Source organism: Helicobacter sp. 23-1044 (genome assembly GCF_053654695.1).
Window position 1 is genome coordinate 40,132 of sequence record NZ_JBSIUQ010000005.1, and the last position, 22,446, is coordinate 62,577.

Annotated in this window: 24 protein-coding genes; 9 read left to right on the plus strand and 15 right to left on the minus strand. The window is 41.0% G+C overall.

What is annotated here, in order from left to right; translation table 11 throughout:
• Positions 1 to 102 precede the first annotated feature (102 nt).
• The 3 genes from ACWIUD_RS05650 to ACWIUD_RS05660 all read right to left on the minus strand — a co-directional run bounded on the left by ACWIUD_RS05650 (position 103) and on the right by ACWIUD_RS05660 (position 3,019).
• Entirely contained in the window at positions 103 to 1,377 is a 1,275-nt protein-coding gene (locus ACWIUD_RS05650; protein WP_454147518.1) for a glycosyltransferase family 8 protein, read from the minus strand.
• Complete coding sequence (locus ACWIUD_RS05655) at positions 1,343 to 1,486, minus strand: hypothetical protein (RefSeq protein WP_454147520.1); 144 nt, start codon at positions 1,484 to 1,486, stop codon at positions 1,343 to 1,345. The genes ACWIUD_RS05650 and ACWIUD_RS05655 overlap by 35 nt, the downstream gene beginning before the upstream one ends.
• Positions 1,487 to 1,618: 132 nt before the next feature.
• Positions 1,619 to 3,019, minus strand: a complete 1,401-nt coding sequence (locus ACWIUD_RS05660) for a PhoH family protein (RefSeq protein ID WP_454147522.1) — start codon at positions 3,017 to 3,019, stop codon at positions 1,619 to 1,621.
• A gap of 97 nt (positions 3,020 to 3,116) precedes the next feature.
• Here ACWIUD_RS05660 and tpx point away from each other — a divergent pair, with 97 nt between their 5' ends.
• Genes tpx through ACWIUD_RS05700 form a run of 8 tightly spaced genes read left to right on the plus strand, consistent with a single transcriptional unit; the run spans position 3,117 to position 8,374 of the window.
• On the plus strand, positions 3,117 to 3,623 hold the full coding sequence (gene tpx / locus ACWIUD_RS05665) for a thiol peroxidase (RefSeq protein WP_454147524.1): 507 nt from the start codon (positions 3,117 to 3,119) through the stop codon (positions 3,621 to 3,623).
• A 10-nt stretch (positions 3,624 to 3,633) separates the two neighbouring features.
• Positions 3,634 to 4,092, plus strand: coding sequence for a hypothetical protein (locus ACWIUD_RS05670; RefSeq protein WP_454147526.1), 459 nt, complete (start codon positions 3,634 to 3,636; stop codon positions 4,090 to 4,092).
• Between the two features lie 23 nt (positions 4,093 to 4,115).
• A complete protein-coding gene (locus tag ACWIUD_RS05675; protein ID WP_454147528.1) occupies positions 4,116 to 4,310 on the plus strand; it encodes a hypothetical protein in 195 nt (64 codons plus the stop codon).
• A 34-nt stretch (positions 4,311 to 4,344) separates the two neighbouring features.
• Positions 4,345 to 5,367 (plus strand): tetratricopeptide repeat protein, encoded by a 1,023-nt coding sequence (locus ACWIUD_RS05680; protein WP_454147530.1) that lies wholly within the window; start codon positions 4,345 to 4,347, stop codon positions 5,365 to 5,367.
• Complete coding sequence (gene rnhA / locus ACWIUD_RS05685; RefSeq protein ID WP_454147532.1) at positions 5,364 to 5,807, plus strand: ribonuclease HI; 444 nt, start codon at positions 5,364 to 5,366, stop codon at positions 5,805 to 5,807. Before ACWIUD_RS05680 ends, rnhA begins: the two co-directional genes overlap by 4 nt.
• Positions 5,804 to 7,144, plus strand: coding sequence for a ribonuclease III (gene rnc, locus ACWIUD_RS05690; RefSeq protein ID WP_454147534.1), 1,341 nt, complete (start codon positions 5,804 to 5,806; stop codon positions 7,142 to 7,144). The genes rnhA and rnc overlap by 4 nt, the downstream gene beginning before the upstream one ends.
• Entirely contained in the window at positions 7,141 to 8,214 is a 1,074-nt protein-coding gene (gene aroC, locus ACWIUD_RS05695; RefSeq protein WP_454147536.1) for a chorismate synthase, read from the plus strand. Before rnc ends, aroC begins: the two co-directional genes overlap by 4 nt.
• A complete protein-coding gene (locus tag ACWIUD_RS05700; RefSeq protein ID WP_454147538.1) occupies positions 8,171 to 8,374 on the plus strand; it encodes a hypothetical protein in 204 nt (67 codons plus the stop codon). Before aroC ends, ACWIUD_RS05700 begins: the two co-directional genes overlap by 44 nt.
• A 51-nt stretch (positions 8,375 to 8,425) precedes the next feature.
• On the opposite strand, the gene ACWIUD_RS05705 is transcribed toward ACWIUD_RS05700, so the two are convergent.
• From ACWIUD_RS05705 to rpsB, 12 genes are all read right to left on the minus strand, one after another.
• Positions 8,426 to 9,928, minus strand: coding sequence for a glucosyltransferase domain-containing protein (locus ACWIUD_RS05705; protein ID WP_454147540.1), 1,503 nt, complete (start codon positions 9,926 to 9,928; stop codon positions 8,426 to 8,428).
• On the minus strand, positions 9,904 to 11,442 hold the full coding sequence (locus ACWIUD_RS05710; protein ID WP_454147542.1) for a glucosyltransferase domain-containing protein: 1,539 nt from the start codon (positions 11,440 to 11,442) through the stop codon (positions 9,904 to 9,906). Before ACWIUD_RS05710 ends, ACWIUD_RS05705 begins: the two co-directional genes overlap by 25 nt.
• Before the next feature lie 161 nt (positions 11,443 to 11,603).
• Positions 11,604 to 11,963, minus strand: a complete 360-nt coding sequence (locus tag ACWIUD_RS05715) for a DUF5666 domain-containing protein (protein ID WP_454147544.1) — start codon at positions 11,961 to 11,963, stop codon at positions 11,604 to 11,606.
• A 97-nt stretch (positions 11,964 to 12,060) separates the two neighbouring features.
• Entirely contained in the window at positions 12,061 to 12,831 is a 771-nt protein-coding gene (fliR, locus tag ACWIUD_RS05720) for a flagellar biosynthetic protein FliR (protein ID WP_454147546.1), read from the minus strand.
• Between the two features lie 213 nt (positions 12,832 to 13,044).
• Positions 13,045 to 13,485, minus strand: a complete 441-nt coding sequence (locus ACWIUD_RS05725) for a hypothetical protein (RefSeq protein WP_454147548.1) — start codon at positions 13,483 to 13,485, stop codon at positions 13,045 to 13,047.
• A 91-nt stretch (positions 13,486 to 13,576) separates the two neighbouring features.
• Entirely contained in the window at positions 13,577 to 14,923 is a 1,347-nt protein-coding gene (locus ACWIUD_RS05730) for a hypothetical protein (protein ID WP_454147550.1), read from the minus strand.
• 97 nt (positions 14,924 to 15,020) lie between these two features.
• Entirely contained in the window at positions 15,021 to 15,293 is a 273-nt protein-coding gene (locus ACWIUD_RS05735; protein WP_454147552.1) for a hypothetical protein, read from the minus strand.
• 135 nt (positions 15,294 to 15,428) lie between these two features.
• Positions 15,429 to 15,686 carry a hypothetical protein gene (locus ACWIUD_RS05740; protein ID WP_454147554.1) on the minus strand — a complete coding sequence of 86 codons (258 nt, stop codon included), beginning with the start codon at positions 15,684 to 15,686 and terminating at the stop codon, positions 15,429 to 15,431.
• Positions 15,687 to 15,935: 249 nt separating this feature from the next.
• Positions 15,936 to 16,085 (minus strand): hypothetical protein, encoded by a 150-nt coding sequence (locus ACWIUD_RS05745; protein ID WP_454147556.1) that lies wholly within the window; start codon positions 16,083 to 16,085, stop codon positions 15,936 to 15,938.
• Between the two features lie 3 nt (positions 16,086 to 16,088).
• Entirely contained in the window at positions 16,089 to 16,742 is a 654-nt protein-coding gene (locus ACWIUD_RS05750) for an ABC transporter ATP-binding protein (RefSeq protein ID WP_454147558.1), read from the minus strand.
• 86 nt (positions 16,743 to 16,828) lie between these two features.
• Complete coding sequence (tsf, locus tag ACWIUD_RS05755) at positions 16,829 to 17,887, minus strand: translation elongation factor Ts (RefSeq protein ID WP_454147560.1); 1,059 nt, start codon at positions 17,885 to 17,887, stop codon at positions 16,829 to 16,831.
• The gene (gene rpsB, locus ACWIUD_RS05760; RefSeq protein WP_454147562.1) at positions 17,887 to 18,690 is read right to left on the minus strand and encodes a 30S ribosomal protein S2; all 804 of its coding nucleotides are present in this window, start codon (positions 18,688 to 18,690) and stop codon (positions 17,887 to 17,889) included. Before rpsB ends, tsf begins: the two co-directional genes overlap by 1 nt.
• 257 nt (positions 18,691 to 18,947) lie before the next feature.
• Here rpsB and ACWIUD_RS05765 point away from each other — a divergent pair, with 257 nt between their 5' ends.
• Positions 18,948 to 22,385: a hypothetical protein gene (locus ACWIUD_RS05765; RefSeq protein ID WP_454147564.1), complete on the plus strand. Its 3,438-nt coding sequence runs from the start codon at positions 18,948 to 18,950 to the stop codon at positions 22,383 to 22,385.
• Positions 22,386 to 22,446 lie beyond the last annotated feature (61 nt).

Below are 22,446 nucleotides of genomic sequence, written 5' to 3' on the forward strand. Positions count from 1 at the left end.
AACTTAGTAAAAATTTATGGATATAGCGGATTTGTGCGCTGAATCTATTATGGATTTGCGTCGCGTGAATCTAAAAGCTAGATTCGCGCAGATTCGCAGAATCTACAAAATATTTGCAATTCCGTAGCGTTTGTGGCGGTATTTTAGCTTCATCGCCTTAAATGGCAAAATTAGCAAATCGCCCTTTTTACGCCTGTGCCACGACTTTTGCGCGAGTGCAAAAATCTCAAAGGCAAAATTATAATCACGCGGATTTAAAGAGCGCGAATCTTGCAACTTGTGCGTTGTCAAAACTTCACGCGCATTGTTGCCAAAGATTTTTTGTGCCACAAAAGGCAGGGCAAAAAATCCCCAAAAATTTCGCGTAAATCCTAGCAAATACACCGCTACGCGCGTTTCATAAATCTTACTCGCATTTAGATTTGCCAAATCCACGCGCAAAATCTCATCAAAATTTGGCGTATTTAACGCCACTTCCCACCACAAATCGCTTAAAATTCGCCCATTTTGATTCATAATCCGCGCATTGCTCCACGACTTATACTCCCCCGCAAAGTGCAAAATCATAGGATTTTTTAGTGATAAATTCATAGATTCGCGCGTGTAGTCAAACTTAAAATGTTGCGATTCATCATTGCAAATACTTTGTAAAAAGGCGCGTGGTAGGCAATTAAACGCAAAAGGTAATTTTAGGCGATTTTGTTCGACAATCACCGCATTTAGTGTATCTTGGTCGTGCATATCCAAATGATAATTTTTCATCACTTCAAAGCATTTTTTCGTAATGTTTTCACGCTCCCAAGCCTCTAAATTTATCAGCATAAATCCAGCATTAAAATGTAACCCTGTAAATCTTATGTTAGGCAAATCCGTAGTTTTAGGTAGCAATGCGGGGCGTTTTTTTATAGCATTATTTAAAATATAATCTTTTACTACGCCCACAATCGATTCGCCCATTTTAAGCGTCCAAAGTCCGCGCAAATCGCCCACCACAAGCATATCAATATCCAAATACAAGCAAACTTTGCAATCCTTTGGCATAAAGCGCGGGATAAAAAAGCGAAAATATGTCAAATAATTGCCATTTAGCGTGGGCAGTCCGCTAAAAAGCGCAGATTCGCAGATATGAATATGAATCTCACAAGGATAGATTTGGCTTAATTTTTGCGCAAGGGAGGCGAATTTGGTGCGCGAATCTACGCTAAAATAATCGCTAAAAATGTGAAAAATGTAGCCTTCGCGCTTTTGGGATTTGCTCAAACGCTCAAAATTTTGCTTTGGATAAGAATCTAATGCGCTTTCTAATGTGATTTGGGGCGCAAAAGTGCCTATTTCACGCGGATTACTCTCTCTCTCTCTCTCTCTCTCGTGGCGCAAATAAATCGCTAAAAGATTTTGTGCAATCCGTGCTTTTCACAATGCTAGAAATAAGCACAGCGGTGTATTTGGCGTAAGGTTCGTTGGCACAAAGGCAAATGTGAAACATTGGCGTCCTTTGGGTGTGTTTATGCGAATTTTAGCAAAAAATGTGAAAATTTTGGGGATTTGCGATAATATTTGGATTGCTTCGGGCTTTTCAAAAAAAGCCCTCGCAATGACGATTCGTTTGTTGCAATTCTCACATATTTTCCTCAAACCACTCGGCGATTGGGCTACGAATCGTATTTTTTAGCTGAATCCCGCTTAAAAAGTCACTATTTTGCGCCTTTTGGAGTAGCGTAACTGCGCCATTGCGAAATTTGCTTAGATATGGATGGTCAATTTGCTTCCAATCGCCCAAAAATGCGATTTTGCAATCCTGTGCGATTCGTGTGCCTATGAGTTTGATTGTCGCATCGGAGGCATTTTGCGCTTCATCAAAGATGACAAATTTTCGCGCGATACTCACACCCCGCGCGTGTGCGATGTCCATCACTTCGATATTGTGCTTTTTGATGAAATACTCCGTTGCGTCCTTTTTTTCGATAGTATTCACATCGCCACTATATTCGATTTTTTTGGCAAGTGAGCTTTCTTGGAGTTTGTCGATGGTGAAATTTATCGCGCTATAAAGCGGATACATAAAGTAGCTGAGTTTTTGGCTCTCATCGCCCTTGCGAAAGCCTAACTCTGCCTCTTTGTCATTTGATGTGATTGTGTTTCGCATATAGATTATGCCCTCAACTGCGCCGTTTTTGACAAGCGTAAGCCCTGCTTGAAGCGAGATTAGCGTTTTGCCACTGCCTGTGCTGCCTGTGATAATGCTGACTTTGTTTTTTGGGTGGATTAGCATTGCGTAAAGTAGCTTTTGCTCCAAATTTATGGGGCGAATGTAGGGCGCGTTTTCTTCGATTATGGCGTCTAAATTTTGTTCGCAAAACTGCCCATCGATTTTAAAGCCAAACTTCTTTTTGCCTGTGAGATAAAGCGATGAATCCGTATTGTCCTGCTCCAAAAGCTCAATTATGCTCCAATCTTTTAGCTTTTTAAAATCCACATTTTGCGATAAAGATTCGGGCGATGAATCCTTATGCAAATTAAACGCAAAGGCAAAATTTATATCGCTAGGATTTTCTACCATATTGCGAAACATAGATTCAGCGCGCACACCCTGCGAAATGGCGCGAATCTTTAATGCGATGTCATTTGTCAGCAAAATAAAATCATAATCCTTTGCAACCTCTAAGATTCGGCTATCATTTAGCGAATACTCCAAATTTTGCGTTTTATACGCACTTCGATAAATGATAAAAATATCGAACTCCGCGTCTTTGAAGCGAATCTTATAAATATTATCGCCGTTTTTGGTGCGCCCTTTGGCGATTTCTGTCGCACTTGAATTGAGCGCACGAAAAAACTCCCTACTAAAATATCCTAACTCATTTTGCAAATCTTTTTTCTTATCCAATTCATACAGCACGATTTCAGAGATATAGACTTCATTTTCCCCACCTTGCGATATAAATGATAGATTCGCAATGTCATCCAAAATGATTGAAGTATCCAAAATGTAGCGTTTCTTTTTTGTGATTCTTGCCAAAAATTTGCCCCCTTTTAAGCGTAAAAATGCGAAATTTAAATTATAATTTCGCGATTCCAAAAACGGAATTGTAAAATATTTTTGATAAAAGGATAATATGATGAATGTCAAATTAAAAGGAAGCCCCGTAAAACTCGTGGGCGATGAAGTGAAAGTCGGCGATTTTGCCCCAAGTGTGAAGCTAAAAGGCAATGATTTGGGTTATGTGCTTGTGGGTGGCAAAAAGGATAAGATTCAAGTCCTAAATGTCGTCCCAAGCCTTGATACGCCCGTGTGTCAAGTGCAAACGAAGCGTTTCAACACCGAAGCGACAAATCTCCCAAATGTCGAAGTTTTTGTGATTTCTATGGATTTGCCTTTTGCGCAGGGGCGATTTTGCTCTGTGGAGGGCATTAAAAATGTCAAAGCGTTAAGCGATTATCGTGCAAAAGAGTTTGGCGAAAAATATGGCGTTTTGATTGATGATTCGCCTTTGAGCGGACTTTTGGCGCGTGCGGTTTTCGTGGTGGATGAGAGTGGGAAAATAATTTATAAAGAGATTTGCGAAGAGATTACAAATGAGCCGAATTATAAGGACGCGCTAGATGCGATAAAAAATCGGTAAGCGGCGCGATTTGGCAATTTGTCTTTGGGTATGCAATTTCGCAGATTTGGCGAATCGCCACAAGGCACGGACGCAAAAGTCCGCTATCCTTGTGTCGATTTACCAAAAACTACGAAAGCCATACCGCAAAATACTTCGATTGAGATTCTGCGATTCGCAGAATCTATTGAAAAAAACACAAAAATCGCAGAATCTAGTGCGACTTTCGTCATTGCGAGATTCTGCGAATGTAGAATCGTGGCAATTCGCAGAATTTGCGAACGCAGTGAAGCAACCATCCACAATTTTTTGCGATAGCAAAAATGATAAAAATAATTCGTGCGAAGCACCCAAATCTCGCCCGCTTCGTGGTGCAAAAAATCGGATTCAAGGTTGCAGTAGTGCAACCGCCGATTTTTTGCTAGAAGCGGATAAGCGAGGCTCTCCCCCTAAAAGCGAAAAAGCGGCAGCTTTTGGGGACACAATTTAATAGTCGGGGGGAGCGGGAGCGGGGTGCAGCCCTTTTTGCGAAAAGAAACTAACGAATCTAATTTAAAAAACGGCGAAAATCTCGCAGATTCTGCGATTCACGCGAAAATCGCAGAATCTAAAAAGAGATTCTTCGCTTCGCACAAGTGCTTCGCTCAGAATGACAATTTTGTTTGGATTGCCACGAAGTCGTGCCGACTTCTCGCAATGACGGCGTAATAATTTCGCAGAATCTAAATTTTAAAGGTGACCTTTGGATAAATTCATTTCATTTTTCGTAGATTTCTACAAAGACCCGCTTTTTAGCATTATCATAATCGTCTCTATCATCGTGCTAGTGGCGGTTGCAGACTACACGCGCAATCGATTCAAGCAAAAAGAAAAGGCGGACGCACTCAAAAATTTCGCCGAAAATTTTAACTTTTATGAGATTGATAGCAATCTAAATAATGCCCTGAATCTATCCAAAGTCCCGCACCAAACGCTAATCTTAATCGCGCAAATCTACATCAAAAGTGGCAATTTTGATGACGCGATAAAAATCTATTTGGCGATTTTGGATAAGATTAGCGATTTGAAGGATAAAATCGAAGTGTTTGAATTGCTTGGAGTGGCGTATTACAGGGCAGGATTTATGCAACGCGCCAAAGATATTTTTATCGAAATCCTAAAACACAATCCACGCAACGCAAACGCCCTTTCGCTTCTAATGCAAACCTATGAGACGCTTGGCGAATACGCAAATGCGCTTGAAGTGGTGAGCTGTATCGAAGAGATTAAGGGCGAAAAGTCCCTGCAAAAGACAAGGACTTGCATAAAAATGCTAGTTTTGATAAATGATAGCTTGATGAGCTCTGCCGTGCGCGAAGGCGAGATTCTGCGGGTGATGAACGATGGCGCAAAAAAGCTCGCCTTGCAATACTTTTTGCAACACAATGAAGGGCGGTTTTGGGAGATTATAAATGCAGAGCAAAATTTGCATAATTTCATCGATTTGCTGTGGCGAGTGCCAAGCAAAAGCGGGGCGATAAATGCAAATAAGCAAATCGCCGATATTTATCGCGCAAAGGGGATTATCGATGATGGCGTAGAGTGCGAGATTTTCGAGCTAGAAGCATTGCGAATCTTACGCAAACACTCGCACAAAAGGGCGGATTTGAGTTTCAAATACAAATGCACTTCTTGCCAAGCTGTCTTCCCCTTTGAATCACATAGATGCCAAAACTGCGCTGAAATAGGCGAAATGTCGGTAATTTTGGAGATAATTGAGCGATGAAAAAAGTAATAATTTTTTGCGATGGGGCGTGTTTAGAAAATCCCGGTGCTGGCGGGTGGTGCGCGATTTTAGACTACAATGGCGCGCAAAAAACCATCAGCGGCGGCAAAGCAAACACTACGAATAATCAAATGGAGCTACGAGCGGTAATCGAAGGACTAAAAGCACTCAAAGAGCCCTGCGAAGTGGAGATTGTCAGCGACTCAAAATATGTGTGCGATGGCATAAATCTGTGGCTAAAAAAGTGGATTGCAAAGGATTTCAAAGAAGTCAAAAACCCCGATTTGTGGCGCGAATACATCTCATACTCGCGCATTCACGCTGTCAAAACCACTTGGGTAAAGGGGCACAGCGGACATCCGCAAAATGAAGAATGCGACAAAATCGCCAAAATCGAAGCAGAAAAATTCAAAGGGATTCACATTAAGGACACGCTATGAGAATGGGCAAAACAAGCAAAATAGACAAAAAAAGGGTGGATTTGGCAAAAGATTCTACGAATTGCACTTCAAATTGTCATATTGAGCGAAGCGATAGCGTAGCGAAGAATCTCAAAAAAAACAAAAAAGATTCTGCGAATCGCAAAAAAATCGCAGAATCTAAAAATCCCATATCCCAAATGCGAGAGGATAAATCTCAATCTCTCCCCCTCCCAAATGCGCGCGGGGGATTAAGGGGGTGGGTAGATTCTGCGAACGCAGAATCTAAACGAAAAAACGGCGATTTTATCGCAGATTCTGCGAATGAAATACGAGATTCTGCGATTCACGCAAAAAGCGCAGAATCTACTTCACTTTGTCATTGCGAGGCACGAAGTGCCGAAGCAATCCAAAAAAATAATAATATGGATTGCCACGATTTTGCTATGCAAAATCTCGCAATGACGAAAAAAACGCAGAAAATTGCTGAATCTAATGCAAAAAAAACCCACCCCCTAACCCCCTCCGCAAGGGAGGGGGAAGATTCAAACAAGTCCCCACTTGCAAGGGAGGGGGGACAAAATATAGATTCTGCGAATCAATCAAAAATCACAGATTCTGCGCCAAAGCACACATTAGATTCTGCGTCTCAAAACTTAAAAAATCCCCACACGCAAGGCGACATTTTCGCCCTGCAAAAGGCAATCAAATATCACTTCAAAGATGAAAATTTACTGCGCCTAGCACTCACTCACAAGAGCTTTGATAAGCGCACAAATAACGAGCGGTTGGAGTTTTTGGGCGATGCGGTGATGGACTTAATCATCGGCGAATACGCATTCAAAAGCTTGGTGCGGTGCAACGAGGGCGATTTGACGCGCATTCGTGCGGCGATAGTGAATGAAAATAGTTTCGCAAATCTCGCAAACCGCATAAATTTAGGCACATATCTCTTTATCTCGCACTCGGAGTCGCGCAACAAGGGGCGCAAAAAGCCATCGATTTTGTCAGACGCCTTTGAAGCGTTAATCGGCGCGATTTACCTTGATGGAGGGTTGGAGAGTGCGCGTGGCGTGGCGTTAGCACTTTTGGAGGGCGAATATAAGGGCGTGGAGTTGGAAAATCTCTTTGTGGATTACAAAACCGCTTTGCAAGAGCTGACACAGGCGATTTGCGGGGATTTGCCCGAATATGATTTGATTGCTTCAAAAGGACCAGACCACAACAAAAAATTCACAATGCGAGTGCTAATAAACGCGCAGGAATTTGCCAAAGCCACAGGCAAAAGCAAAAAAGAGGCAGAACAAGAATGCGCCAAGATCGCTTATAATCGCATAAAGCAAAGGGGAGCGAAATGAATACCTTTGGAGTGCGCCTTCGCGTAACCACATTTGGCGAATCGCACGGACGCGCCATTGGGTGCGTGATTGACGGATTGCCTGCGGGACTAAAAGTCGATTTGGATTTATTGCAAAGTGAGCTAAATCGGCGTAAGGGTGGGCAAAATCTCTACTCTACGCAACGCAAAGAAGCGGATTGCGCAGAGATTTTAAGTGGTGAATTTGATGGATTCACCACAGGTGCGCCACTTGCGCTAATTGTGGCAAATCAAAATACCAAAAGCAAGGATTATGAAAATATAAAGGACATTTTTCGCCCCAGCCACGCTGATTTCACATACTACCACAAATACGAAGTGCGCGATTATCGCGGTGGTGGGCGTAGTAGTGCAAGGGAGAGCGTGGTGCGCGTGGCTGCTGGGGCGTTTGCTAAAATGCTATTGCGTGAATTTGGCGTTATTACTAAAAGCGGGATTTTTGGAATCGGCGGGATTTTAGCGCAAAAAATTTCGTGGGAGGACGCCAAACAAAGCGAGATTTTTAGTTTGGATTCAAGCGTAGAAAATGCGCAAAAAAAGGCGATTGAATCTGCGCGGGAAAATCACGACAGCATTGGTGGCGTTGCGCTAATTTCAGCGCAAAATGTGCCAAAAGGGCTTGGCGAACCGCTTTATTATAAGTTGGATTCGGCAATAGGTGCGATGATGATTGGGTTAAATGGCGTAAAAGCGGTAGAAATCGGCAGTGGTATCGAATCTAGTGCGCTGTTGGGTAGCCAAAACAATGATTTTATCGATGAGCGCGGATTTGTCAGCAATCATAGTGGCGGGATTTTGGGTGGCATTAGCAATGGCGATGAGATTGTAATCAAAGTGCATTTTAAGCCCACGCCAAGCATTTTTCAGCCACAAAGGACGATTGATAAAAATGGGCGCGAAGTTACGCTAAATCTCAAAGGACGGCACGACCCTTGCATTGCGATTCGCGGGAGCGTGGTGGCGGAGTCGCAACTCGCGCTAATTTTGGCGGATATGCTACTGCTAAATGCAAGTAGCAAAATGGAGCATTTGCGAAAAATCTATCGATAAAAGTGCGATTTTTCGCAGAATCTGCGTTAAGATTCTGCGTTTTTCGTGCAAGATTCTGCGATTTGCCGTTAAGATTCTGCGATTTTCGTGCGAATCGCCCACGCCGTCATTGCGAGAAGTCGCGCGTTTAAGGGCGACTTCGTGGCAATCTATACGCTAGATTCTGCGTTTTTTAAGATTCTGCGAAATATGTGAAAACGCAGAATCTCCCCTATTTCAGCGTGATAATGTAGCACACTCTCACGCGCTCGATTTTGTGGTAGGCGTTTTGAATGACAACTTTTGCATTTGCCATATCCACAAATTCGCACAAACCGCTCCATTGATAGTCCTCCGCGAAATGCGTCTGCATATTAAAGGCGGGGATTATGCGAGTGATTGCGCCATATTTTTGCCTAAATCGCCCCGCCACAGGGTGATTTATCTCAAATGCGCGAAAATGCACCATAGCACTTGTATTTGGCGAGATGACTTTGCCTAAATCGCTCACAATCAAATTCGCGCGAAACGCAAAATAATCGCTTTGCTTTTTTAGCGCGTTGCCGTAAATATTTGCAAAGCTGATGAGAAAATACGCCGTGATTACCGCCACAATGCAAGAAATATAATGCGTGATTTTTTGCAAATGGGGGGGGGCAGAAATAAAATGCGAAATATTTGCGATTGTGATAATCGCCACAAGCGCGTTAAATCCGTAAAATGCGCGTGGTTCAAAGAGCGGTTTTTGTAGCACAAGATAAAGTCCGTAACTTGCCAAAAATCCAAGTGCGAGAAAAATAACGCCGCAAATTCTGCGATTTATGATGAAAAGCACGCAGTTTAGGGCGATTAAGTAAATATACGCCGTGCTTTTTAAGTCGCCAAAAATCGTGGTGGCATAAGTGGCAAAATTCTCCCACACGCCGAGCGCAAACGCGAGATTTAGCGGGAGCATTTCGTGCGAAGTGTAAGCATCGCCAATCCCCAAACTTACATTTATCAAAAGTCCATAAAGCAAACTTGCGATGAGTAAACTAATCGCACAAACGCCCAAAAATATCGCGCTATCTTTTAGATTCTGCGAATGCGTGAGATTCTGCGGATTTTTTGAGTTTAGATTCTGCGGATTTTTCAAATTTAGATTCTGCGAAAATAGCGCAAAATAAAGACTTAAAATGATATAAGTCGCATTTGCCGCTTGATACGACATTAGCATTAAAAGTAGGCAAACCACGCTCACAGCGCAAAAAATGCGCCTTTGATTTTGAAATAAAAACGGCAAAACTACAAAAAATAACGCCATCCCCATCGTTAGCGCGTCAAACTTATAAGATAGATTCTGCAAAAAATGCGGACTTAATCCCAAAGGCAAACTCGCCACAACGCCAAGCAAATCAAACTTGCCACGAATAAGATAAAGCAAAATCATCGCTGACGCCACCACAAAGCAAACGCCAAAAATCTGCGGTAGCGGGGATAAATCCATCGTCCCCTTGCCAAAAGTCGCCACTTCGCTTAACATAAAAGTCGCAAAATACCTGCTCCAATTCCAATATCCGTCATTTACGCTATTTAGCCAATCATCGGCATAATAAATATCCCCGCGAAGTAGCGCAAATAACGCGATTGCATAAAGGGCGATTCCCCATAAAAATGCCCTTGCAAAATTTGGCGTCTTTATAAAATCCACGCAGATTCTGCGGATTTCATCTAATTTAGCGTTACAATAAAGCACGACTTTGCCTTTTCTATCGTGTGGTAGGCGTTTTTAGCGATTAGCTCCACGCCAAATTTCTCTTTTAAAAACGCGCACATTTCGGCATTTGTAAAATCATAGGGCGCATTTAGGTGGCGCAATCGCCAATGAAAAAACCAATCATTCTCCGCAAGGCGCGGGATTAAATGCGAAAATTCGCCATATTTTTGCTTGAATCGCTCCGCCACAGGGTGCATTCCAATATGGATATGTAAATCAACCATCGCGCCACGCGGGATTTTCGCACCTAAATCGCTCAAAAGCAAGTTCGCCCGAAAGTCCAAAAACTCATCTTGCTTTTTTAGCGCGTTGCCGTAAATATTTGCGAAGCTGATGAGAAAATACGCGGTGATTGTGGCACTTGCGAGTGCGAAAAATCGCAGAATCTTGCTAGATTCTGCGCTCACATTTGCGATACAAATCACCGCCACAAACGCGCTAAATCCGTAAAATGCGCGTGGGTGAAATGTCGGTATTTCCAAAAGCACATAAAGTCCGTAACTTGCCAAAAATCCAAGTGCGAGAAAAATAATGCCACAGATTCTGCGATTTATGATGAAAAGCACGCAGTTTAGGGCGATTAAGTAAATATACGCCGTGCTTTTTAAGTCGCCAAAAATCGTGGTGGCATAAGTGGCGAAATTCTCCCACACGCCGAGTGCAAACGCGAGATTTAGCGGGAGCATTCTATCCGAAGTGTATGCCACGATGTATTCGCTCACAGGGCGCATAATCGCGAGTTTGTAAATGGCGGTTGCGATGAGTAGATTTAGCGCACAGATGGCGAGAAACTGCGCTTTTTGGGCGAGATTCGGCGGATTCGGTGGATTTGTTGAATTTAGATTCTGCGAATGCGTGAGATTTTGCGGATTCTGCGAGTTTTTTGAATTTAGATTCTGCGAAAATAGCGCGAAATAGAGACTTAAAATGATATAAACCCCATTTGCCGCTTGATACGACATAAGCATTAAAAGTAGGCAAACCACGCTCATCGCGCAAAAAATGCGCCTTTGATTTTGAAACAAAAATGGCACAATCGCAAAAAATAACGCCATCCCCATCGTTAGCGCGTCAAACTTATAAGATAGATTTTGCAAAAAATGCGGACTTAATCCAAGTGGCAAACTCGCCAAAACGCCGATTAAATCAAACTTGCCACGAATAAGATAAAGCAAAATCATCGCTGACGCCACCACAAAGCAAACGCCAAAAATCTGCGGTAGCGGGGACAAATCCATCGTGCCTTTGCCAAATGTCGCCACTTCGCTTAACATAAAGGGTATCAAAAAGCGACTAAACACGCCTGCATTGCTTTCATCGCTAATGCTGTGCTGAAAATCATCGGCATAATAAATATCCCCGCGAAGCAGGGCAAAAAGCGCGATTGCGTAAAGCAAAATGCCATAAATTAAGGCGTTTGTGAGATTCTGCGAATTTACAAAATTTCGCACGATTTGGCACATTTCACACCACGCTAATTTATATTTTTCCATATTTTAGTTCCCTTGATAAAAATGCGGATTTTAGCAAATGCAAACTGAAAAAAAATGGGTTGAAAAAATGGACTAAAAAAATTAGAGTTAAAAAAATGTGCTAAAAAAATTCGATTCGCAGAATCTGCTTTGTTTATTAAATAGATTCTGCGATTTGTGATTTAATATGCGGGATTCTTAGTGCATTTTAGCTCGATTTCTTCGGCAATATACACAGGCGCACCCGCGCTCCCCGCATTTTGCGTAGCGTATTGCCCTGCCACACTTGCCATATTTGGGAAAACTTCGGCTTCAACAAACGCGCCTTGCTTCAAATCCACGAATTTGCCAGCCAAATCCGTCCCAAAAATACCACAGTCATCTAACTTAATCTTTGTCTGTGGCAAAACCTGCACCAACACGCCGTTAATTGTAATGGTTTTGTTTTGATTGTCGATGCCTGTGATTAGCCCATCCAAATCCATACCGCCAGCAAATAGCCCACTTGCGCATAGAAGCGCACCTAATGCCAATTTTTTCATCTTTTCTCCTTTTAAATTTTATTTTTGGCGGTGAAATATTTGCAAAGATTTGTGAAATGGTTGTGAAATTTTTTTGATTCGTGCTATGAATCGCATTTTAAAGTCCCATAAATCTTGCCACAATCTTAAATGCCATCAAAATCTCTTCTCTAAAATGAAACATCATCGCAGGGAGCGCGATTATCAGCACCACAAAGGCAACGCCCACTTTTAGTGGAAGCCCCACCACTAGCAAGTTGAACTGCGGGTGAGTGCGCGTAATCATACCAAAAATAATTTCGCTTAATAAAATAATCCCAACCACAGGGAACGCAATGGTAAATCCAATCACAAAAATCCCACCTGCCGCCTTTAACACATACAAAGGCATATTTTCACTTAGCGCAAAACCACCCAAATGCGTGGCAGTTAGGCTATTTGCGATGAGCGAAAAAACGATATGATGAAAATCTAACGCCAAAAATACCATAATCGCAACAAGGCTTAAAACCTGCGCGATGATGAGATTTTGCGCCCCACTCACAGGGTCATACGCGCTCCCCACGCTCATACCAATGCTAAACCCCAAAAGCTCCCCTGCATACGCGATTGCATTAAACACCACTTGCAAGAAAAATGCCGCGATAAAGCCAAAGAGCAGCTCACTCAAACCCGCTACGATAAACTCCAAAATCGTTATGTTTGTGTCAAATGGTGGCAATAGCGGGTAAAAAACAAGTGCCAAAAAGAAAATCATCGCGCCTTTCACGCTGACAGGGATTAGTCGCGAATCAAAAAATGGGAAAAACGCGACAATACCGCTGAATCGCAAGATGAGAAGCAAAAAGTTTGCGACATTGCCATCGCTTAGGTAATTTAAGAGTTCCATTATCTCCCCTTTCTTACGGAGTTTAAATTAACTTGTCATTCCTCCCTTGCGGTATTGAATCGCTTTTGTTCCCCCTCCCTTGCGGAGGGGGTTAGGGGGTGGGTAATTTTTGCGCTAGATTCTGCGATATGAAATTATACGATTTTTTGCTAGATTCTGCGAATCGCAGAATCTATAAGCGAATCTGTTAAATTAAAGCACCAAAGTTTATGTCTAATTTAACCCTGTCAAATCAACATAAATTTTGCTTTTATCATCTGAATATCGCACAGAATATTCTACGATTCTGCTATCTACTTTATCACCCATTATAATGCTTAATTCAGCTTGGCAAACTGCCGACTTGCTCTCTTTGTCGCTTTTTTTGGTAGAAAAACCAGAAAAATCATATTCTGCGTTTTCGATTTGCTCCTTTAATCGCTTATTGTTTTCCTGTGCTATCATTCTATCAGCCATTGCATATCCTGCATTATATGCTCCACCGCCACCATAACTGCTAGAATACTCTCTATTTGACTGATACATTGCCTCTTTTACGAGTCCGCTCAAAACTTCTAGCCCCGTTTCATCGCTACATTTAGGCGCAGAACTACCACAGCCACTAAATAATACCGCCATTACTGCTACCGCCATACCTACATTTATCTTTTTCATTTTTTCTCCTTTTTTTGAAAAATTTATCTTACATTGATTACGCCACTGACAGCCGATTCGTAGTTATGTATTTTTACCTCCTTATATTGATTTATCTACTATTATCAATCTGTGAAGTTCGTATATAGCCAACTATCGCATTTTGCTTGTCGCTTACATTTGGCGGGAAATACAGCACTTGCGCCCAACCAGAATCATCATTGCCCAATCTTTGCAAGACAATACTATCAAAATCCTTTTTGTAGATAGGCGTTATAACTTCACCACTTGGAGATTTTCGTAATGCTACAAATTCATTGTTTGGTGCAAGGTGGATTTGTGCTTCGCCCTGCAAATTTGCATTTATCGTAGCTTGATTTTGCTCTGCTGTATTTGGAGATTGCAAGTCATTTTCGCTATGCTCATTTGATATATTATTTTGTGGCAAAATCTCTGCATTTGGCTGTGTCCTTTGCTTTACTATCACTTCAGATTCAGGCGTTAGGCTATTTAGCTTTGCAAATAGCTCTTTTTCATCTTTGATATTTGAAAAATCACCCTTATACATTCGCCCTAATACAAAAGCACCATTTTCAAACTCCACATAGTTAAATTTACCAAAATCAGCAGGGCATTTATCTGTGTCATATAGAACATTTTTATCCCCTTTTTCAAATATATCCCAATTTTCTTCTTCGCAATCTTTTTTGCTAAAATGTGTATCAAAACTAAAAGCAATATCATTGTTTTTGTCATCTTTATATATTGCAACTAAAAACAATTCATCGTTTTGGGCTACTTTGCGAATGCCATTCATTAAGCCATTTTTATATGTAATGGTTTGTGTAATAGTATCTTTTGGTGCTCCTACACCCAAAAACATACCCAGCGCAGCACCCATTGTATTGCGTTGTTCTACTTCTTTTGTCCAAGTCCAAATGCCATCTCTTAAACCATTTACACAATTACCACTGACATTAAAGCCATTTTTATTTTTATCTTTATATGCGCCGTTGCAATCACCCTTTTTGACGCCACCTATCATTAAACCTTTGCCTGAATAATATGCCCTTAAATCATCATCAATGTCATCTATTTTTGATGATATGCTAGTGATTACACTCACGCCTTTTTCTTTTTCTCTCACTTCAAATTTAAAGCGCGAATCATCATTATTGTAAGTAAGAATGTCGCCTGTATCAAGTTTAAGATGGATTTTATCGGCAGAGCAAGAGTTTTTCTTTGCCTTTTTATCTTTGCTTATCGTAGAAATATTATCAAAAGTTATTTGCATATTTGCAAGTTTGCCTTTAACCTCTGGATATTTCTTTTGCAAGGCATCTTTGATTTTGCCACCAAATGCTTCTTTTGTTTCACTGCTATCACAGCTAACTCCACACACGCTAAATGTAAAAGCTACTAATACCAAAGCTAGTATTTTTAATAAAATCATTTTCATTTTGTCCCCTTTGTTATTTAGTATGCTTTGCAAGTTCTTGTATAGCCCTGCTTATTGCTTCTTTATCCAACTTGTCATTATTGCCGAGTGCTTTATCTTATATGCAAACTAAAAGACAAAGTGCCAAGTTCTCTGGCATTATAAACCAACACTTTATCGTGCCACGCGTAAGCGGGAATCCTAACGGATTTGATTTATTGTCATTTTCATTTCTGCTTTTGCGCCAACGAATACCTATACTAATATATCCACTATAATCCCTATCCTCGCCCGATACGATAAGAAAATCATCGCAACTATAAAGTAAAGTTAGCGGATAATTTTTGCTGTCTTTGATAAATGGGACTAATGCCCCGCCAAATTCGTCCATTTCTGTCTCCTTTTTGTTAATTTTGAAATGTAATTTTTGCCCCCTTTTGTTTTGATTTTGGGGCTAATCTTGTTTTCTAACATTGCCTAACCGCCGACTGAAAATCCACACACAGATTCTGCGTTCATCATAATTTTAGGTAATCATTTGAAGTCCTTTGTGAGTGGTGTGTGGCGCAGAATCTCCGTCATTGTGAAATGAATCGCACTCTGTCTCGTCATTGCGAGAAAATGCGTAGCATTTTCGTGGCAATCCAAAGTTTTTGTTGTTGTTGCGAACGAAGTTTTCGCTATTTTCATATACCTTGCGGAGGTTGAATCCAAAAATTCCCCCTCCCTTGCGGAAGGGGGCTAGGGGGTGGGTAAAAATTATCATCGTTGCGAGTTTTTGCACTAGATTCTGAGAATCGCAGAATCTAGCAAAGATAAAACGAAATAAGTTTTTAAAATTTAATGCGCGAGTGTTGTGAGATAAAAACGATAAAAAATCAGTTAAATAAAGGGTAAATCCCCCCCCCCAAGAGAGTTTCTGTAAGTTTTATGTGATTTTACAAAATAATTTGATTTCAAATTTTGCCTTTTGCTAAAAAATAAAATCCGCATTTTAGTTTGAATCAAATTAAAAAATTCTTAAAAATTTGATTTATTTGAAATTTTGAGATATTTCGCTTCGTGCGAGAATGATAAAATAATGTGATAAATTCTGCGAATCGCAGAATCTATCACAAAAATCGCAGAATCTACAAATTAGATTGCCACGATTTTGCTTTGCAAAATCTTGCAATGACGACATATTCTAAATCGCGCTCTCAACTAGTGCGCAATTTTTCAGCTCAAACACTTTATCGCACATTTTCGCCAGCTCCAAATTATGTGTCGCCACAATCATTGTCGCGCCCTGCGACTTCACATAGCCAAAAACGACTTCCATTACTTTTCCCGTAGTCTCCGCATCCAAATTGCCTGTGGGCTCATCGGCAAAGATTATGCGTGGCTTTTTGGTAAGCACACGCGCGATTGAAAGCCGCTGTTGCTGTCCGCCACTAAGTTCGCCGATTTGTTGCTTTAAAATGTGCGCTATGCCAAAGGATTCAAGCAGATTTTCATCAATCGCTTGATTTGCCAAAATTGACGCCACTTGCAGGTTTTCAAGCGCACTAAACCCGCGAAAAAGATAGTGAAATTGAAAAATTATGCCAATGACATTTCGGCGCAGACGCAAAATTTCGCTATCTTTAAGCGCGTAAATATCGCTCCCACCGATAAAAACGCTCCCATTTTTTGGCTTTAAAAATGATGAGAGATTGTTGATTAGCGTGGATTTGCCAGAGCCACTAACGCCCAAAATGGCGATAGTTTTGGCGGTTTCCATTGTGAGATTTACGCTGTCATAAAGTTGCGATTCAAAGCTATGTCCCACATTTTGTGCTTGTAGTAAAACTTCGCCCACAATCCGCCTTTTTATAAAATTTGCTGTTTAGATTCGTATAGATTTGCAAAAGATTCGCGCTTTTTTTACGCACTCAAAGCCCAAATCTATTTCATCTGCTCTGCAACTTCTTTGGCAAAATCCCCTGCCACTTTTTCAATGCCCTCGCCTAGCTCGAATCGCACATATTCGACAATCTCTATTTTGTCGCCAAGCTCGGCACTTTTTTCCTCTAAAATTTTCTCAATGCTTTTTTTGTCATCCATCACAAAATACTGCCCCAAAAAGCTCAAACGCTGGTCAAGCAAAGTGTTATCAGCGATAAATCGCTCAATCATTCCATTTGCAATCTTATCAAGCATATTTTCGGGCTTTTTTTGTTCGCGGAGTTTTGCTTTAAATTCCTCGATTTTCGCGCTTAATACGGAGGGCGTCAGCTCTTTTTTGCTGACAAATTCAGGGATATTTTTTAGCGTTTTGCCAAGCCTTTGCAACTCTTCATTGCCCTTTTTGATTTCAGCGATGAGCGCGGCTTTTTCTTTGGCGATAAATTCGCTATCAAAGCCCTCGCCACTGATGATTTTTGGCTTCATCGCCGCTGCGTGCATACAAAGATTATTGACTAATTCTTTGAGTTTGCTTTTAGATTCGGCATTTTTAAATTTTAGCGCGACAATCGTGCCGATTCGGCTATTTGAGTGTAGATACGCGCCTACAATGGTATTTGGCGTCGAATCTAATAGCGCGATTCGGCGCACTACGATATTTTCGCCGATTTTTGCAATCTCACCTTTGAGATAATCATCAAATGGGACGCCATCTACTTTTAGCGCGTTTAGCGAATCTATGTCGCTGATATTGTTTGCGTTGATTAGTTCTAGCGTTTTGGCGCAGAGATTTTTGAAGTTTTCATTTTTTGCGACAAAGTCCGTTTCGCTGTTGATTTCTACCATAATGGCGCGTCCATTTTCGGCAAACAAAGCGATTGTGCCTTCGGCGGCAACTCTATCTGCCTTTTTGGCGGCTTTGGATAGCCCTTTTTGGCGCAAATATTCCACCGCCTTTTCAATGTCGCCTTTGACTTCGACTAACGCCTTTTTGCAGTCCATCATTCCTGCGTCTGTCATATCGCGCAGTTTTTTTACAAGTGATGCTGAGATTTCCATTAGCGCACCTCGCTTGATTCGTTAGACTCATCAGATTCGGCTTCCATTTTGTTCATCATTTCCTCGAAATTTTCGTCATTTTTGTCGCTATAATCACTCGAATCCGCGCTAATCGCTTCATCTTTGTTTGTTTCGCGTCCTTCGATTATTGCCTCTGTGATTTCCTTGCAAAATAGCTGGATTGAGCGAATCGCATCATCATTTCCCGGGATTGGATAATCCACTTTATCAGGGTCGCAGTTTGTATCAAGTGGCGCGATGACTTTGATTCCAAGTGTGTGCGCTTCCTCCACTGCGATATGTTCTCTCACAATGTCGATGATGAAAATCATATCAGGCAACTTTTTCATATTGCGCACACCGCCCAAATATCGCTCTAATTTTTCTTTTTTGCGAAGCAAACTTAACTTTTCTTTTTTTGTTAAAAGCTCGATTTGTCCGCTAGATTCCATCTCTTCGATTAGCTCCAAACGGCGAATACTTTTTTTAATCGTCCCAAAGTTTGTAAGCATTCCGCCAAGCCATCGATAATCCACATAAGGCATTCCCACGCTATTTGCATACTCGCGAATCGTCTCACTTGCTTGCTTTTTTGTGCCGACAAACATTATACTTTTGCCCTCCGCACTTGCCTCACGCACGACACTATAAACATAGCGAAAATATCGCAAAGTCTTTTGCAAATCGATTATGTGGATATTTTTGCGAGAGCAGAAGATGAATTTTTTCATCTTTGGATTCCATTTACGCGTCTGATGCCCAAAATGCACACCGCATTCAAGCAAATCTTTCATTGTTACCATAATTTCTCCTTTTGATATTTAGTTAAAACTAGCGCATTCTTTGATAAAGATTCGAACCGAATCTCCACTAAATAAGGATAAATGCGCTTGAATTTTGTAATTTTCGTAAAAATGAAAGCGAAATTTTAGCATTTTAAAGTAAAACTAATCTTAAAAAATTATAATTCGCATTTTTTTCGCAGAATCTAATGCAATTTTAACTTTTTACGATATTTAATAAAATTTTTTGCGAAATTCAAATTTGAAGGGATTTAGAAATGTTTAGAAGTATCTTGCTGATGGGATTTACACTGCTTTTTGCTTTTGCTAGGACTTGCGATTTTAAGGATGACAAACAAGATGAATGCGAGATTGATATCAAAAATCCGCCTTTGATGGAGCATAAGTTTATAAAAGACGATGGGAGCGCGTTTAGCGAATATCATTCGTGCATAAATGGGGGCGACATTGAGATTGATGATGTGCGCTATGAGGTGCTTGACTGCTCGATGGTGGAGAATAAAAATGGTGCTTTGACTGAGGGAGTTACCATTAGTAATGGCAAAAATCTTATAAAAAATCGCATTGTTACAATCAAACAAGATAATGTTTTGCTTCGCGTAGCAGGGGATTTTGTGGTGGATAGTGGCATTAGATTTAATACAAAAAATGCTAAAAAATTCATCGTTGAGATGATTGAGGGGACAAATGCGAAAAGTAATGTCATTTTACAGCGAGGCGCGGCACTTAACGCAAATATGCTAATTATGCCTGAGGGTGGCAACTCAAATGTTGTTCTAAATACCTTTTATGGCGGGATTTATGAAAAGGAATTCATCGATTTGATTAACCAAAAGTCCCCTGCCTCGCGTGGCGAAATGGAGACAATATTAAGCGTGGATGATGTGATTGCGCTAAGTCCGGATGGAAGCGAGTTAAGCGACTTTAATGGTGGCGTTTTTTGCGGACCGGAGGTAAATCCGCTTGATTTGAAAAATAAAAATTATATCTTAAAGCGACTTTATCGTGTGAAAAATGCCTCAATTGACGCACCAAGCGATAAAAATGCGATTTGCTCCGTGAAAGAAGGCGAATGCTTTGAAAATCTACTTGCCTTTAATAATCGCAAATTTGATGGCAAAAGTTTCAAAATCGCCTCTGCAAATGCGAAAATTATCCCCACTTATGACATTTTCATCGAAAGTGGCAAGATTATTTCAAGCGACAATCGCGCGATAAAAGACATATTTCCAAGTGCCAAAATTAAGGGGCAAAATGGCGGTGCGTGCGACAAACCTGCGAAATTAGCATTTGATAAAAAAGTGGTGGAAAAATATTTGGCGGATTTGGAAGTAGAAAATGCCAAAAAAATCGCCCTAGATTCTGCGAAAAATGCAGAATCTGCGGAAAAAAGCACATTAGATTCTGCAAAAGATTCTGCAACGCAAAACGCAGAATCTGAAATGAAAATCGCCCAAAATGCGCTAGATTCTGCGAAAAGCGAAACTTTGGCGAAAAACGCAGAATCTACGCAAGATTCTGCAACAGATTCTGCGGACAAAATCGCAGAATCTACGCAAGACTCGCAAATCGCGCAAACTGACGAGCAGCAATCGCCCATCGCTGCGGAGTTAAACGCGGAGTTAGATGAAAATTTGCAAGATTTGCTTTCGACATTCAATAGCGAAAAACTCGCAGAATCTAAAAAATCCGAGCAAAACGCAGAATCTACCGCAGATTCTGCGGAATTAGACATTGTAAAACCCGCGAAAAAGGAACTTTTGGATATCAATGATGAATTTTTACTCGTGGAAAAAAATGCCTACGAGCAGTTTAAAAAGTCGTGCTACGGGGATTTGCAGTGCATTTATAATGAACTTTTGCCCTATGATAAAGTCGTGTGGAGCAAAAAGTCATCGAAAAATGCGGTAAATGAGGTGTTTGCGCTAAATGTGAGCGATGAGGATTTGACGCTAGTTTGCGAAGTGAAAAATCATTATGGCAAAAATATTAAAAAATCATTTACTTTAAGTGCCACAAACACCATCGGCATTATCGATTTGAAGTTCCCCACTTCAAGTGACACAACGCAAATCACCTGCAAAGGCGCAAAGCAGGAAAAAACTACAAATAAAATCATCGCCACCCCAGCGAAATTTGATATGGATTATAGTTTTGCAAACGATGATTTGGTTGTAAAAGCAGGGAATGTCAAAATCAACTTCAAAAGTGGCGTGGCACTCACGGCGGAGGGCGAAATCGATAGCGGATTTAATCAAAATTTGACACTTGATAATGTAAGTTTCACGCAAAAAGAATACTGCGCAAGTGACGCAATAGAGGGCATTTCCGCGCCAAATGATTTAAGATTGCGCTTTAAGGGCGGATATTTGCAAAATGCCTCGATGGATATTGTCGCAAAAATCGTAGCATTTGGGAATTTGAAACTAAACTTCGCCATCGCAAATAACGACAAAAATTGCGCCACTTCGGCAGACACACTAAAACCCACTTGCACGAGCGCAGAAATCACAAAAGAAATCAGCATAATCCCCGCGAATTTCCGCGTGAAAACGGACATTTTAAGCACGAGCAATAAAGTCGCATATTACGGGCAGCTCGAAGATAAATTAAACTTCAAGCACAATCCGCTCTTAAAAGTCGATATCGAGGCGTTAGATAGCGATGGAGGGGTGATTGATATAAATAAAAATTGCAATTATGGCAGCATTGAGTTAGGATTGCAAACCGATAAATTGATAGAGTTTAAGCGCACTTCAAGCGATAGACTAAACTCCAAAATCATCGTGTATTTGCGGGATTTCACAAGCGATAAAGGCACTAGCATCAAGGCGTATTTTGGGATAAATAAGATTATTGATAGTTATCAAAATGCTCGCAAAATCACGCAGGGCGACTTGCTTGAACCAACCGAAATCACGCTGTTTGACTTTATTTTCAACCTCCGCTTGAAAAGTGGCAAAACGCAGTTTGTGTATGATAATTTGGAGGTTTATGACAAATTAGACGAAAAGTCAAATCCAGAAAGCGTCCTTTTGGTGCGCGGGAAACTGCAAACGGACGACATAAATGGGGAAGATTCTGCGTTTTTGATTGCAAAATACGCGCTATACTGCAAAACTTGCGATAAAAATATCCTTGCAAAATACCTGCAACGCACACCAGAGGCGGAATCGCAGTTTTGGTATATCAACACCCAGCACCCAAATAATTTCTATATCCGCGATAGATTTATTTCACATAAAGTTGAGGGCAAAAATCGCGCAGAGGCACAAAAAGAAGGCGGGAAATTGACTATTAAAAACTCAAATACCGCATTTGAAGGGCGACAAAAAATCACATTTTTAAGCGATAAAAGTGAGAATTATGAAATCACGCTAGCGCAGGGAAATGGGGACTTTGCGCCGTATCTCAATTACAACCGCGCGTATAAAAATAAATACATTGCAAATGAATTTAAGGCGATGATTAAGGTTAGCGAAAAAGTGCCAGAGCCGATAATCGAACCTGAGGCGACTATCAAACCTGAACCAAAAGTAGAACCAAAACCTGTTGTAAAACCTACTGTTAAGCCCGCGCCAAAACCTGCGGTAAAACCTGCTGTTAAACCTGCGCCAAAACCCGCAGTGAAACCCGCAGCGAAACCCGCCCCCAAAAAAAGCGATAAAAACATTAAGTTAGATATCGAAGATTAAATACACCAGATTCTGCGAATCACACAAATTTTTATGAAATCGCAGAATCTAGCACAAAAAA

Bases quoted from the DNA above. Each gene is read 5' to 3' on its own strand.
- ACWIUD_RS05655 (WP_454147520.1), bottom strand. From the start codon at position 1,486: ATGTTTCACATTTGCCTTTGTGCCAACGAACCTTACGCCAAATACACC.
- tpx (WP_454147524.1), top strand. From the start codon at position 3,117: ATGATGAATGTCAAATTAAAAGGAAGCCCCGTAAAACTCGTGGGCGAT.
- rnhA (WP_454147532.1), top strand. From the start codon at position 5,364: ATGAAAAAAGTAATAATTTTTTGCGATGGGGCGTGTTTAGAAAATCCC.
- rnc (WP_454147534.1), top strand. From the start codon at position 5,804: ATGAGAATGGGCAAAACAAGCAAAATAGACAAAAAAAGGGTGGATTTG.
- aroC (WP_454147536.1), top strand. From the start codon at position 7,141: ATGAATACCTTTGGAGTGCGCCTTCGCGTAACCACATTTGGCGAATCG.
- ACWIUD_RS05700 (WP_454147538.1), top strand. From the start codon at position 8,171: ATGCAAGTAGCAAAATGGAGCATTTGCGAAAAATCTATCGATAAAAGT.
- ACWIUD_RS05710 (WP_454147542.1), bottom strand. From the start codon at position 11,442: ATGGAAAAATATAAATTAGCGTGGTGTGAAATGTGCCAAATCGTGCGA.
- ACWIUD_RS05715 (WP_454147544.1), bottom strand. From the start codon at position 11,963: ATGAAAAAATTGGCATTAGGTGCGCTTCTATGCGCAAGTGGGCTATTT.
- fliR (WP_454147546.1), bottom strand. From the start codon at position 12,831: ATGGAACTCTTAAATTACCTAAGCGATGGCAATGTCGCAAACTTTTTG.
- ACWIUD_RS05725 (WP_454147548.1), bottom strand. From the start codon at position 13,485: ATGAAAAAGATAAATGTAGGTATGGCGGTAGCAGTAATGGCGGTATTA.
- ACWIUD_RS05730 (WP_454147550.1), bottom strand. From the start codon at position 14,923: ATGAAAATGATTTTATTAAAAATACTAGCTTTGGTATTAGTAGCTTTT.
- ACWIUD_RS05735 (WP_454147552.1), bottom strand. From the start codon at position 15,293: ATGGACGAATTTGGCGGGGCATTAGTCCCATTTATCAAAGACAGCAAA.
- ACWIUD_RS05745 (WP_454147556.1), bottom strand. From the start codon at position 16,085: ATGTCGTCATTGCAAGATTTTGCAAAGCAAAATCGTGGCAATCTAATT.
- tsf (WP_454147560.1), bottom strand. From the start codon at position 17,887: ATGGAAATCTCAGCATCACTTGTAAAAAAACTGCGCGATATGACAGAC.
- rpsB (WP_454147562.1), bottom strand. From the start codon at position 18,690: ATGGTAACAATGAAAGATTTGCTTGAATGCGGTGTGCATTTTGGGCAT.
- ACWIUD_RS05765 (WP_454147564.1), top strand. From the start codon at position 18,948: ATGTTTAGAAGTATCTTGCTGATGGGATTTACACTGCTTTTTGCTTTT.